Source organism: Rickettsia sp. MAE-05, from assembly GCF_057319745.1.
Genome location: NZ_JBLTIO010000001.1, coordinates 180,808 through 193,147, shown reverse-complemented (window position 1 = coordinate 193,147; position 12,340 = coordinate 180,808). Strand labels below are relative to the sequence as shown.

Genomic DNA, 12,340 nt, shown 5'->3' with positions numbered 1-12,340 from the left:
CAACTCTAAATTTTCTCTTGACTTCTTTAAGAATTACCATATTCTATGGAAATTACCGCATAATATGATAACTAAATTAATTGAATAAGGATGTAAATATGCAAAAAATATTGCTTAAAGGTCCGGATGTAAATATGAAAAACGAAAATCCTGATATCAAGGAAATAAAAACCTTAGATGAATTAATTTCAGGGCCGGGTGAATATTTTATAAATGCACATGGATCAGAGTTTTTCTATAAACCTACTAATTTAGGTTTATGGGAGAAAATTAAATCATATTTTATGCCGGAGCCTTCTTACTTATCAATGAGTATATTTTCTGATGAAGATACAACTTCTGTGGGTCATGCCTCCATATTGCAGTTACGCCTATTAAAAAGCTATACGTTCAATAAGAGTACCAATAACCTTATCATGAATATCCAATGACTTGGAAAAGCAGATTGTCTTACGTGCAAGCCTCTTGCATCTCGTTCTAAGGTTCAAGTTACTTCGTTCTATCCGTTGAGTGTATTTTTTACTGATAATATGCTTTTTAGGATCTAATAACCTAGCATAACTCCCCCATCCATCTGTATAGTAAAAAGTCACCTTGAAATTCTCTAGTTTTTTCAGTAATGATTCTAATGTGCTATCACATCTTGTACCAAACGTATAAGCAACTACTTTTAACGAAATCTTATCCACACGACCAAAATACTAAAATTATTAGTATTTTTATTGTTTTTTGGATACCATGGTCAAGTCACGGTATGACACCGAACGGATTTTTCGGTTCACACGGGTAAAGCCTCCTCGCAATGACGGAAAAACCGCTCCATGTCGGGCGATGTTAAGCCATTCAATAAAATCTAAATATTTCTTAGAATTATTTTACTTAATTCACAATTCAAGTGTGAGAAGTTTATCTCTTCAAACCCTTTTCTTGGAATAATAATCATTGCGAATTTTATAGCATTAAGCTTAGAATCGCTAACAATAATTCTAATCAGATGTCTTATACGCCTTTTAATTTTGTTGCGAACCACGGCTTTTTTATTTAGCTTTCTGCTAACTTTGATTCCTAAAAAGGTGTTGTATTTTGATTCAAGGAAGATTTTTGGAAGTTTTTTGGCTATTACCAAAATAAAATATCTCTCATGGAACTTCTTTCCAAGCTTATTTATAAGCTCAAATTCTTTTTGATTTTTTAAAGAGGTAATAGCCAATTTGGTAAGTCAGATTATTTTAAGCAGATAATTTATGTCTACCTTTAGCACGACGTTTTCTTAAGATGGCTCTTCCGGTCGGAGTAGCCATTCTAGCTCTAAAGCCGTGTCTTCTTTTTCTAACTAAATTGCTAGGTTGAAATGTACGTTTCATAATATTTATACCGAACGAAAATTAATTACTTATAATGAAATAAATGCCATTGCGAGGAAAAACTGTAAGTTTTGACGAAGCAATCTCAGGGTTTTATACTATTTCATGAGATTGCTACGCTTCTTTCAGTCGCTCGCAATGACGTTTACTATTTATACTTAAATATGTGCTTTTGCTTGCTCTACGATACTTGCGAATCCATCACTGTTATTGACGGCAAGTTCTGCAAGTACTTTACGATCTATATCGATTTCTGCTTTTTTAAGAGCTCCCATAAATTGAGAGTAAACAAGCCCATGCTCTCTTACTGCCGCATTTATTCTTTGAATCCATAACCCTCTAAAATCACGCTTACGATTTCTACGGTCTCTATAAGCATATTGTAAGGCTTTTTCTACTTTTTCAATAGCTACTCTAAAACAGCTATTAGCTCTACCTCTATAGCCTTTGGCTAATTTGAGGATTTTTTTATGTCGATTTTTGGAAATTTTTCCTGATTTTGCACGTGTCATTGCTTTAGCTCCTAATTAAATTAATTTATACCGTACGGTAAAAAATATTTTTTAATATTATATCCGTCTTGAGGACAAAGTATTGTAGTTCCTCTAAGGTTACGAATTTGAGCTTTAGTGCGACGACGCATAAAATGTTTTTTACCTGCTTGAGAGGCGATAACCTTGCCGGTAGCAGTAAGTTTAAAACGCTTTTTTACAGCAGATTTTGTTTTTAATTTAGGCATGATTATTCCTTTAAATTGGTATTTACTAAGATTTAAACTGTAATTAGGCATACCAAAGCCACGTACAGATAGAAAACTAGATAATAGTTTTTTTTATTAGTTATTGCAAGATTTTTTTATATAAATGTATTATAATGTGCTTAACCAATAGATAAATTATTAAAAAATGTTCGGACAAAATCCTAAAAGAAGCATATTAAACGGTGACGGTACTAAGTTAGAGGTGCACTCTATTTTTAAGACTATACAAGGTGAGGGTATTTTTGTAGGTTGCCCTGCGATTTTTATTAGGCTTGGAGGGTGTAATCTTGCTTGTAATTTTTGCGATACTGAGTTTGAAGATTTTAAGTTAGTAGATATAGCTGAGATTTTAAATAAAGTAGAAGGCTTGGCATTAAATTCTAAAAATGAAAAATCAATCAGTTTAGTAGTAATAACCGGTGGCGAGCCGATGCGTCAACCGATAGAATTATTATGTCAGAAGTTATTAGACCGAGATTTTAAGATCCAAATAGAGACTAACGGTACGTTATATCGCTCTTTGCCGAATGAAGTGTCTATAATTTGTTCGCCGAAAGCCGGTAAAAACGGTTATAGTAAAATAAGGGAAGATTTATTGCATAAAATTAGTGCAGTGAAATTTATTGTTGCTAAAAATATTTTAGAATATAGCATCATACCGGAAATAGGGCAAACCTCTTATAATATACCGGTTTTTATTCAGCCTATGGATCAAAACGACCAAAGACTTAATGCCGAAAATAATGAGTTAGCAGTAAAATTAGCCCTAGAAAGCGGTGCTAGGTTATCGTTGCAGACTCATAAATTTTTAGGTATTGAGTGAGATACTCGTTTAATTTGAAAAATTGGCGTCGTTGTTTTATATTTTTTGTTCCTCACGTAGCTTATCTACGCTGCGGTCAAAAAATATAAAACGCCTTGCTCTTTTCCAAATTAAACCTCGTCTCTCTGAAAATTATTAGTTAAGTTATATAGTATCCTAAAAATACTTGAATTTTATATTAATTGAAGCTATTATAATCTTTTTTAAGTTTAAAGTGTTGAAATAATGAGTGAAATATTAGAACTTGAAGCGAAATCCCGCACGGAATTCGGTACGGGAGCGGCAAGAGCATTAAGAAGAGAAGGACGTGTTCCGGCTATTATTTACGGAGCGGGTAAAACCCCTGTTAGTATTTCTTTGGAAGAAAAGGAAATAACTAAATATTATAGAAAGCCGGCGTTTATCTCTCAGTTAATTAATTTAACGATCGATAAGAAAAAATATAAAGTATTACCGAAAGCGGTGGAATTACATCCCGTTACGGATATAGTACGCCATGTTGATTTTGTCTTTTTAGAAGAGAAAACTCAAAAAATGGAAGTACCTGTAGTATATGAAGGGAAAGAAAGAGCTTTAGGCGTTAAAAGAGGCGGATATTTTAATATAGTAAAAAGAAGAGTTACTTTATTATGTGATGTTAATAACATCCCAAGAAACGTAACTATCGACGTTACTAATATGCCTATTGCTACTTCGCTAAAATCTTCAAAAATAGAATTACCGAAAGGATGCAGTTTTACTACTAAAAAAGAATTTGTTCTTGCAACTATTATAGGACGTAGAGGAGCAAAAACTGAAGCTGAAGGTGAACAACAAGCCGCTGAAGCAGGGAAGTAAGATACTTCTCACGATAAGGACTTGCTTAGATACTTAAATCGTCATTGTGAGCGGGCAAGATACCAAAACCGTCATTGCGAGGAGCGGAACATTGTTGCAATCTCATGAAATAATAACAAACTCCTGAGATTGCGGACGTACAAATTACTACATAATTCTCCTCGCAATGACGAAAAACCAATCCATGCAGGTAATACTGAGCTAAGGATGACATTATTCTATACTTCTTCCAAATTAATATTTCTTCAAAAATTTTCCATTACTATTTATTAGGTAAATTATTATGATTCTTGTTATTGGTCTTGGTAATCCAGGAAAAGAGTATCAATATACGAGGCATAATATCGGCTTTATTGCTATAGAGAAAATAGCAAACCAATATAATTCATCATTTAGTATAAAGAAAAAATTCAATTGTGAGATTGCTGAAACTATTAGTGATGGACAAAAGATAGTTTTTATAAAGCCCACTACCTATATGAACTTGTCCGGTAAGTCAGTGATATCGGTGAAAACATATTATAATATCCACTCCGCAAAAATCTTTGTTATTCATGATGATATTGATTTAGAAACAGGTAGAATAAAGTTTAAGCTTGGCGGCGGTAACGGCGGGCATAACGGTTTAAAATCGATTGACGGAGTTATAGGTAATAATTATAACAGAATTAGGATTGGAGTCGGTAGACCGCAAAATAATCAGGATGTAGCAGATTACGTACTTAATAATTTCCTGAAATCCGAATATGAAACAGCAATGCAAGCTATAGATAAAATCGCTAATAATTTTGGTTTAATATTAGATAATAAGTTAGAAGAATTTAAGAATAAGATAGTATAAAAATCGTCATTGCGAGGAGAGGCGAAGCCTCGACGCGGCAATCTCAGGATATTTGACGAGATTGCCACGTCGCTTTGCTCCTCGCAATGACGGGAAAACGATATTAAAACTAAACAGAAAAAATTTATGACACAAGATTTTGAAATTGTTTATGCCGATGAAATGGATAAAACTCATAGAACTATAATTATTGAGGCTTTGAACAAAGATGCTAGAGAAAAAAAGGGGTTAGTAGGAGATATTGAATCTTTTTCATTGTCTTGTTTAGATCAGGATAAAAATTTTGTTGCAGGAATTAGCGGTATGAGTTCTTGGGGAGGGTTTTATATTGATTCACTTTTTGTTAATGAAAATATAAGAAACCAAAATTACGGTACTTTACTAATGCAAAAAGCTGAGGATTTAGCACGTGAACGAGACTGTAATTTTATTCATCTTGTTACTATGGACTTCCAAGCAAAACCATTTTATGAGAAACTTGGGTATAAAATTGAATTTGCTATGCACGGTTACGAAAAAGACTCTATAATGTATTATTTACGGAAAAATTTATGACACTAAAACTCGGAATTGTTGGGTTACCGAATGTCGGTAAGTCAACGTTATTTAATGCCTTAACGGCAAGTCAGGCTGCGGATGCTGCTAATTATCCGTTTTGTACTATTGAGCCTAATAGCAGTAAAGTTTTAGTACCGGATGAGCGTTTGCAACGACTCGCAAATTTAACAGGAAGCGGAAAAATCATTCCGTCTTATATTGAGTTTGTCGATATTGCAGGGCTTGTTAAAGGTGCAAGTAAAGGGGAGGGGCTTGGTAATAAGTTCTTATCTCATATCAGGGAAGTTGATGCAATACTGCACGTACTGCGTTGTTTTGAGGATGAGGATATAACGCACGTACATAATAAAGTCGACCCAATTCACGACCTTGAGGTTATTGAAACAGAGTTAATACTTGCCGATATAGAATCGGTTGAAAAGCGTTTAGCAACAAGCGAAAAACGCTTGAAGTCAGGTGATAAAACAATGGCAGAGCAGATAGAATTGTTAAAAGAGGTTTATAAAGTGTTGGCAGACGGTAAACCTGCAAGAGTATTAAATGAAATTTTAGGAGCTGATAATTTAAAACAATTGCAGTTAATTACTTCTAAGCCCGTTTTATATATATGTAACGTACTTGAAAAAGATGCTGCTATGGGTAATGAATTTACGAAATTAGTAGCAGAAAGAGCAAAGAAAGAAAACGCTAAAAGTGTCGTAATTTCTTCAAAAATAGAAGCTGAGATTGCTTTACTTGAAAGCATGGAAGAAAAAGAAGAGTTTTTAAAATTTATAGGTTTAGAGGGAACGGGGCTTAGTAAAGTGATTAAAGAGGGGTATAATCTCTTAAACCTTAAAAGCTTTTTTACCATAGGTCCTAAAGAAGCCCATAGTTGGACTTTTAAAGACGGCACGCTTGCACCGGCTGCTGCCGGCATTATTCATACCGATTTTGAAAAAGGTTTTATCAGAGCGGAAGTTATCGGCTATGAAGATTACATAAATCTCGGTAGTGAAGCAAAAGCCAAAGAGGTAGGCAAAATGCGTTTAGAGGGTAAAGAATATAAAATGCAAGATGGGGATATAGTACATTTTAGATTTAACGTATAGCTACTATGGGCATTGCTAACTAAAAGCGGATATCGTCATTGCGAGGAGCGAAGCGACGTGGCAATCTAGAAAAAATAATAAAAAAATTCTATACATCAGAATTTTTTACTGGATTGCCGCGCTCCCTACGGTCGCTCGCAATGACGGAAAAATACTTAAAATACCGAAAAAAGTAATATTATGAAAACAATTTTGCCCGATCGTTCCCTAAAAATCCAAGCAAGGCTTAATTTTATAGTGCAGCAAATTTTAGATATTGCACAAGATAAAATTGCTATGATTATCTTATATGGCTCTTTTGCAAGAGGTGATTGGGTACGTGATCTACCTAACGGCTATCATAGCGATACTGATATTTTGATAATCCTTAAGAAAAGTAAATATAAAGGGCATGCTACTTTAAGATTAAAAGATAATATATATAAACGATTAAAAAAACCGGAGTAATAAAAGATCAAATTATCCCATATGATTCACGAATATCAATAATTCTAGAGTCAATAGATGAAGTAAACAGGCAATTAGAAATAGGGCGTTATTTTTCACAGATATTAAAAAAGAAGGTATTCTTTTATATGATAGCAAGGAATTTACCTTAAGCGAAGCTAAAGATTTACCTTGGAGTGAGATGAAAGAAATTGCTAAAGATTATTATGAATATTGGTTTGATAAAGGAAAAGGTTTTTTATTAGGAGCAAATGATTTTCTACAAAGAAATCAAAATTCCATAGCAGCTTTCTTGTTACACCAAGCTACGGAAAGTTTTTACAGTAGCATTTTATTAGTTTTTTCTAATTATAAACCAAAGCTACATGATATAGAGGAATTAGGCGGCAGAGCAGCAAATTATAATAGCGAATTATGGGAAGTATTTCCGCAAGCAAATGAAGAACAAAAAGAATGTTTTGAATTACTAAAAAAAGCTTACGTTGATGCAAGATATGATAAAAATTATAAAATTAGCAAAGAGCAGTTACTTTACTTGATTGAGAGAGTAGAAAAATTAAAAAACATTATGGAACGAATTTGTTTGGAGCGAATTAATCAGTAAAAGCGGCGGTATTTATTTATGTCATTCCTGCGGAGTCGGGGTCTTGTTGCATGGCTTGGTTTTTCGTCATTGCGAGAAGAATTACGTAGTAATTCGACGAAGCAATCCAGTAAAAATTCTGATTTACAGAATTTTTTTATTATTTTTTCTGGATTGCCACGTCGCTTCGCTCCTCGCAATGACGAGTTGGTATCCTCGTAACAATGCCACGCGGGAATGACATAAACGAGCCATGCAACAAAGCCGATTTCTGCAATTAACAGAATGACATAAAAATGTAGTTTACAACACTTATGAAAATAAGCGCTAAAATCCCGGCATGGATGCTTCTGTGCTTATTTATTTTATCACCGACTACGGAAACGATTTATACTTCAGGATTACCGAGTTTAACTAAATATTTCGACATTGACGGCGGTATCACTCAAATTACGTCTACATTATATTTTTTAGGATTTGCTCTCGGTATATTAACGCTTGGCAGATTATCGGATATTTACGGTAGAAGACCTATAGCTTTACTCGGGCTTTTTATTTATGTTATATCTTCAATTATCAGCATTTTTGCAGTTAATATAGAAATGCTGATGATAGCTCGTTTTGTACAAGCTTTCGGTGTAAGCGTGGGTTCTGTTATTGGGCAGGCTATGGCTAGAGATTCCTATCAAGGCTCAGAGTTATCATATGTCTACGCTAGCTTATCTCCGTGGCTGTTATTTATCCCTTCACTCGGTTCATCGATAGGTGGTTATATTATAGAATATTCAAGCTGGCATTATGTTTTTGTATTTTTTAGTCTTACCGGTACTATATTACTAGCTTTATATTATAAAGTTTTACCTGAAACAAATTCTTATATAGATTTTTCACAAAGCAGTAAATATTTCGAGGTTTTGCAGGTAATTATTAAAGATAAAATTCTTTGGTTATATGCTTTTATCATCGGTGCATTTAACGGCATATATTATGGTTTTTTCCTAGAAGCTCCTTTTATTTTTATTGATAAAATGAAAGTTTCGCCATCTTTTTACGGTAAATTAGCGTTTTTGTTATCTTTTGCCGCTATCTTTGGAGGATTTTTAGGAGGGTATTTAATAAAAAAACGCCATGTACACGATAAAAAAGTTATGGGTTTAGGATTTATTTTTAGTTTGTGCGGTTGTATATTATTTGCGGTAAATGCTTTTATATTAGAAGTGGTTTCAGCAAGTCATAGTCTTGCAATCGCTATGATATTTGTACCTATGATGATTCATATGGTTGGGCATAATCTACTTATCCCTATGATGCTTCGTTATGCACTGGAGGATTATGCTAAAGTAACAGGTACGGCCGGGTCTATATTTGGTGCAATATACTATGTAGTTATCGCTGCCGTAACTTATTTGGTTTCTAAAATACACAGCGAAACGATAAGCAATTTTGCTTTATTATGCTTCGTTTTAAGTATTAGCTCTGCTATTTCGTTTTATTGCATTTGGGTTTTATATAAGAAAAAGTCAAGTATTCCTAACTAAAGATAAGCATCGTCATTGCGAGCAGTCGTAGACTGCACGGCAATCCAGAAAGATAATAAAAAAATTCTGTAAATCAGAACTTTTTTTCTTCCTTGCTTCGTCAAAACTTACAGTTTTTCTTCGCAATGACGACCTTTATTATCCACGCAGGGAACACCTGACGAGTAGAGGCGGTGGTATTTATAGTAATTTACGATATTCTGCCTGAATCAAGGCGAATGCCAAGAATGCATCACGAAGCGGAATACGCTTTTTTTCACCCGATACTGAGACTTCCAAAAAACCTTGAGATAAGCCTTTTTTTATCTCATCTTTTGTAAAACTATATACGCCTGCGATTGCTTCAGTTTCTTCTATTGCTGAGTCTTCTTTAGAAGAAACTTTTGCTATAAATATAGGATTCACAGTGCTTGCCATGCCTGTATCTAACGCTATCTCTCCTAGAGATTCTAAGGATTTTGCAACTAGACCTGATTCTTCTTTTAATTCACGCATTGCAGCTTTTGTAATTGGCTCATGCAAATTTATCCCTCCTCGTGGTAATTCAAATTCCCAAGAGCGAGTTGCATGCCGGTAAGTGAGAATTAAACTAATTTTACCGGAAGGTAAAATTGGTAAAATAGCTACCCCATGCGGAGAGCTACTTAAAGTATTTTTCCATATAACTCTATTATATGTTCCAGAAACTCCTTTTGGAAATAATACTGCGTCCCGTATCCAAATCCAATAATGATCCTCAGCAATAATACCTATACGGCTAAATTTTGTTACATCTTCTTCTGAAAATCCTTTCTTCAGTAAGCGTCCTTTTTGCTTTTCTGCGATCTGCTGAATTTTACTAGGGTCAAGAATAATTTCAATTTCTCCATCTTGGTAATTTCCATTAGATTTAGAAAGTTGTTTGACATAAGAAAAATATTCCTCAGAAGGCTTAGAGCCAAAGGCATATTGGGTCGTGCCTCCGTATTGCAGTTTAGAGTAAATAGTCTATAATCCTCAAACAGTAATAAGAGAGAATTATAGTTAAGGAGTTATGGCAAAAATAGATGTTAAGTGTAGATATTGTAACAACACAGAAGAAGTAATAAAGTCAGGATATTCAATTTCAAAACAACAGAGATATCAATGCAAGCGGTGTAATCGATATTTTCAATTGGAGTATATTAATAATGCATCTAAGCCTGGAGTTAAGGAGCAAATAGTAGAAATGTCAATCAACGGCTCTGGAGTTAGAGATACAGTAAGAGTATTAAAAGTGGGTATCAATACAGTTATCCGTGTTTTAAAAAAATCTAGTATTAAAAACAATAAATCATTCTATCAGTACAACAGAAGTAATTATTGCTCCTGAGATAGATGAACAATGGTCTTATGTACAGAATAAATCCAGACAACGATGGCTTTGGTATGCCTTGGATAAGATTTCGTTAAAAGTAGTTGCTTATACGTTTGGTACAAGATGTGATAGCACATTAGAATCATTACTGAAAAAACTAGAGAATTTCAAGGTGACTTTTTACTATACAGATGGATGGGGGAGTTATGCTAGGTTATTAGACCCTAAAAAGCATATTATCAGTAAAAAATACACTCAACGGATAGAACGAAGTAACTTGAACCTTAGAACGAGATGCAAGAGGCTTGCACGTAAGACAATCTGCTTTTCCAAGTCATTGGATATTCATGATAAGGTTATTGGTACTCTTATTGAACGTATAGCTTTTTAATAGGCGTAACTGCAATATGGAGGCATGACCCATTATAGTTATAATATTAGCTATATACTAAAATATTAATCATTAATTAAGTCTTCTTTACTAATAGTTACAATTTTATTTTGTAAGTTAAATTTTGTTAAGTTTATACAGATAAATTTATTGACAATTATTAACTTTTGTTATATATTGCCGCACAATGTAAATCTTTACGGTATTGTTATGGCAGAAAAAATTGATAATGCAAAAACTAATAGAGTACTTGCACTTTCCGGTGGTGGAATTAAAGGTATATCCGAATTAATGGTACTTATAGAAATCGAAGAGAGAACAGGAAAATCTATTTCTGAACTATTTCCTATTATTTCCGGTACTAGTGTCGGTGGTCTTATTGCTGCATTATTAACAATTCCGAAAGAACCAGGTTCAAACGAACCAAAATATAGTGCTAGAGAAGCCCTTGAGATATTTAAGTCGAGTGCAAATGATATATTTCCTGATACTTTCTTAGGTTCGGTTAAGCAGTTATTTACTCATAAATATAGTCAGAAACCTTTAAAAGAATTATTAGAAAAATATTTAGGCGATAATAGAATGGATAATACTACTTCCCGCCTTGTTATTCCAGTAAATGATTTGACTACTAACGATGGAGAATTGGAAATTTTTGACAGCTTTCACGGTTATAGCCCTCATGTTAGGGTAAAAGACGTATTACTTGCAACAACAGCTGCACCTACATATTTTAAACCTATTATGGATAAAGCAGCCGTACAAGGACATGAATATGCTTCCGGCACTCCTTACGCATATGCAGATGGAGGGTTAGACGCAAACAGACCGGCAAACGAGGTTTTAAAGTTGCTTAAAAAAGGCTATATACATAAAGAACAAAGTCATATACGCGAAGAGAAAACTCTCAGTCGCACAGAACAGAAAGAGATATTAGACAATACTATGGTTTGTGCATTCAATTTCAGTAATGACATCGAACCTACGAGTTCCATACCTAAAATCGGCTTTGACGGGGTAATAGGTTGGCTTGTAAAAGGAAAATTAGTAAGCAGGCTTATGAACAATATGGAAAATTCTTCCACTATCGAGGTTAAAAATGATTTATCCGGAGAAGATGAATTTTTTGAAATAGGATTACCTATTACTAAAGAGACTGAAAGTTTAGATGATGCAAGTCCTAAAAATATCGAAAAATTAGAAGAAATAGGACGTAAATATGTAGCAGAGAATAGCGAACAAATACAAAGATTATGTGATACTTTAATAGATAATTTAAATAAAGAACAAGCAGCTAATCAACCTGTAGATTTAATAGATGAAGGCTTTGAAGAAGAAGAGGATATAGCAAACAACGAGGATGCAGTTAATACACCGATAGCTCAAGCTCTAGATTCTAAAGATATAAAAGACATAGAACCTGGAAAAGAAAAATTATTAGCAGGTATCAAGGAATTTTTTAATCCATTCATCGAAAAAAATCCAGAAGCAAAAGCAGATATAGAGAATTTTTTACACGAAATAAAAAATTGGACATTAGAAGAAATTGAAAATGGTATTGTTAGTTTTAAAGAAGCTAGCTTAAAATGGCAAGCCGAGCAAAATAGCCTTGATGTATTTAGTAGCTGTAGTATGGAAGCCTTAAAGGAAGAGATGGACCTTGAAGGGATAGACGATGAAGTCTCAAACCATGAGATTTTAGCGTAATATTCTTTTGCTTCGTCAATTACTTTGTAATTTCCTCGCAATGACGGGAAAACCGGCACACGCA

The 12,340-nt window shown here is 33.8% G+C and carries 15 protein-coding genes and 2 pseudogenes; 11 read left to right on the top strand and 6 right to left on the bottom strand.

Features of this window, described 5'->3' with window-relative positions; all coding sequences use genetic code 11:
- Window positions 1-98: 98 nt before the first annotated feature.
- Window positions 99-410 (top strand): annotated as a pseudogene (locus ACNFN7_RS01115) (hypothetical protein); the annotation flags it as partial.
- Here ACNFN7_RS01115 and ACNFN7_RS01110 read toward each other — a convergent pair.
- From ACNFN7_RS01110 to rpmI, 5 genes are all read right to left on the bottom strand, one after another.
- Complete coding sequence (locus ACNFN7_RS01110; RefSeq protein WP_485440515.1) at window positions 375-689, bottom strand: IS1 family transposase; 315 nt, start codon at window positions 687-689, stop codon at window positions 375-377. The pseudogene ACNFN7_RS01115 and the gene ACNFN7_RS01110 sit on opposite strands and share 36 nt — an antisense overlap.
- A 164-nt stretch (window positions 690-853) precedes the next feature.
- Window positions 854-1,210, bottom strand: coding sequence for a ribonuclease P protein component (rnpA, locus tag ACNFN7_RS01105; protein WP_485440514.1), 357 nt, complete (start codon window positions 1,208-1,210; stop codon window positions 854-856).
- A 19-nt stretch (window positions 1,211-1,229) separates the two neighbouring features.
- Window positions 1,230-1,364, bottom strand: coding sequence for a 50S ribosomal protein L34 (rpmH, locus tag ACNFN7_RS01100; protein WP_014412518.1), 135 nt, complete (start codon window positions 1,362-1,364; stop codon window positions 1,230-1,232).
- Window positions 1,365-1,522: 158 nt separating this feature from the next.
- On the bottom strand, window positions 1,523-1,876 hold the full coding sequence (gene rplT, locus ACNFN7_RS01095) for a 50S ribosomal protein L20 (protein WP_032138857.1): 354 nt from the start codon (window positions 1,874-1,876) through the stop codon (window positions 1,523-1,525).
- A 20-nt stretch (window positions 1,877-1,896) separates the two neighbouring features.
- Window positions 1,897-2,103, bottom strand: a complete 207-nt coding sequence (gene rpmI / locus ACNFN7_RS01090) for a 50S ribosomal protein L35 (RefSeq protein ID WP_202068800.1) — start codon at window positions 2,101-2,103, stop codon at window positions 1,897-1,899.
- Between the two features lie 166 nt (window positions 2,104-2,269).
- On the opposite strand from rpmI, the gene ACNFN7_RS01085 reads away from it, so the two are divergent.
- The 8 genes from ACNFN7_RS01085 to ACNFN7_RS01050 all read left to right on the top strand — a co-directional run bounded on the left by ACNFN7_RS01085 (window position 2,270) and on the right by ACNFN7_RS01050 (window position 8,842).
- Window positions 2,270-2,947, top strand: a complete 678-nt coding sequence (locus ACNFN7_RS01085; RefSeq protein ID WP_485440513.1) for a 7-carboxy-7-deazaguanine synthase QueE — start codon at window positions 2,270-2,272, stop codon at window positions 2,945-2,947.
- A gap of 225 nt (window positions 2,948-3,172) precedes the next feature.
- Complete coding sequence (locus tag ACNFN7_RS01080; protein ID WP_485440512.1) at window positions 3,173-3,784, top strand: 50S ribosomal protein L25/general stress protein Ctc; 612 nt, start codon at window positions 3,173-3,175, stop codon at window positions 3,782-3,784.
- A 283-nt stretch (window positions 3,785-4,067) separates the two neighbouring features.
- Entirely contained in the window at window positions 4,068-4,625 is a 558-nt protein-coding gene (gene pth, locus ACNFN7_RS01075) for an aminoacyl-tRNA hydrolase (RefSeq protein ID WP_485440511.1), read from the top strand.
- Between the two features lie 126 nt (window positions 4,626-4,751).
- Window positions 4,752-5,180, top strand: a complete 429-nt coding sequence (locus ACNFN7_RS01070; RefSeq protein WP_485440510.1) for a GNAT family N-acetyltransferase — start codon at window positions 4,752-4,754, stop codon at window positions 5,178-5,180.
- Window positions 5,177-6,274, top strand: a complete 1,098-nt coding sequence (ychF, locus tag ACNFN7_RS01065) for a redox-regulated ATPase YchF (protein WP_485440509.1) — start codon at window positions 5,177-5,179, stop codon at window positions 6,272-6,274. Before ACNFN7_RS01070 ends, ychF begins: the two co-directional genes overlap by 4 nt.
- Window positions 6,275-6,454: 180 nt before the next feature.
- Window positions 6,455-6,721 carry a nucleotidyltransferase domain-containing protein gene (locus ACNFN7_RS01060; protein WP_485440508.1) on the top strand — a complete coding sequence of 89 codons (267 nt, stop codon included), beginning with the start codon at window positions 6,455-6,457 and terminating at the stop codon, window positions 6,719-6,721.
- 181 nt (window positions 6,722-6,902) lie between these two features.
- Window positions 6,903-7,325, top strand: a complete 423-nt coding sequence (locus tag ACNFN7_RS01055) for a HEPN domain-containing protein (protein ID WP_485440507.1) — start codon at window positions 6,903-6,905, stop codon at window positions 7,323-7,325.
- A 293-nt stretch (window positions 7,326-7,618) separates the two neighbouring features.
- Complete coding sequence (locus ACNFN7_RS01050; protein ID WP_485440506.1) at window positions 7,619-8,842, top strand: Bcr/CflA family efflux MFS transporter; 1,224 nt, start codon at window positions 7,619-7,621, stop codon at window positions 8,840-8,842.
- Between the two features lie 180 nt (window positions 8,843-9,022).
- Here ACNFN7_RS01050 and ACNFN7_RS01045 read toward each other — a convergent pair whose 3' ends face one another.
- Entirely contained in the window at window positions 9,023-9,463 is a 441-nt protein-coding gene (locus ACNFN7_RS01045; RefSeq protein WP_485440860.1) for an NUDIX hydrolase, read from the bottom strand.
- Between the two features lie 412 nt (window positions 9,464-9,875).
- Between ACNFN7_RS01045 and ACNFN7_RS01040 the strand changes: the two are divergent.
- Window positions 9,876-10,569, top strand: a pseudogene (locus tag ACNFN7_RS01040) (IS1 family transposase).
- A 210-nt stretch (window positions 10,570-10,779) separates the two neighbouring features.
- Entirely contained in the window at window positions 10,780-12,276 is a 1,497-nt protein-coding gene (locus ACNFN7_RS01035; RefSeq protein ID WP_485440505.1) for a patatin-like phospholipase family protein, read from the top strand.
- Window positions 12,277-12,340: the final 64 nt, after the last annotated feature.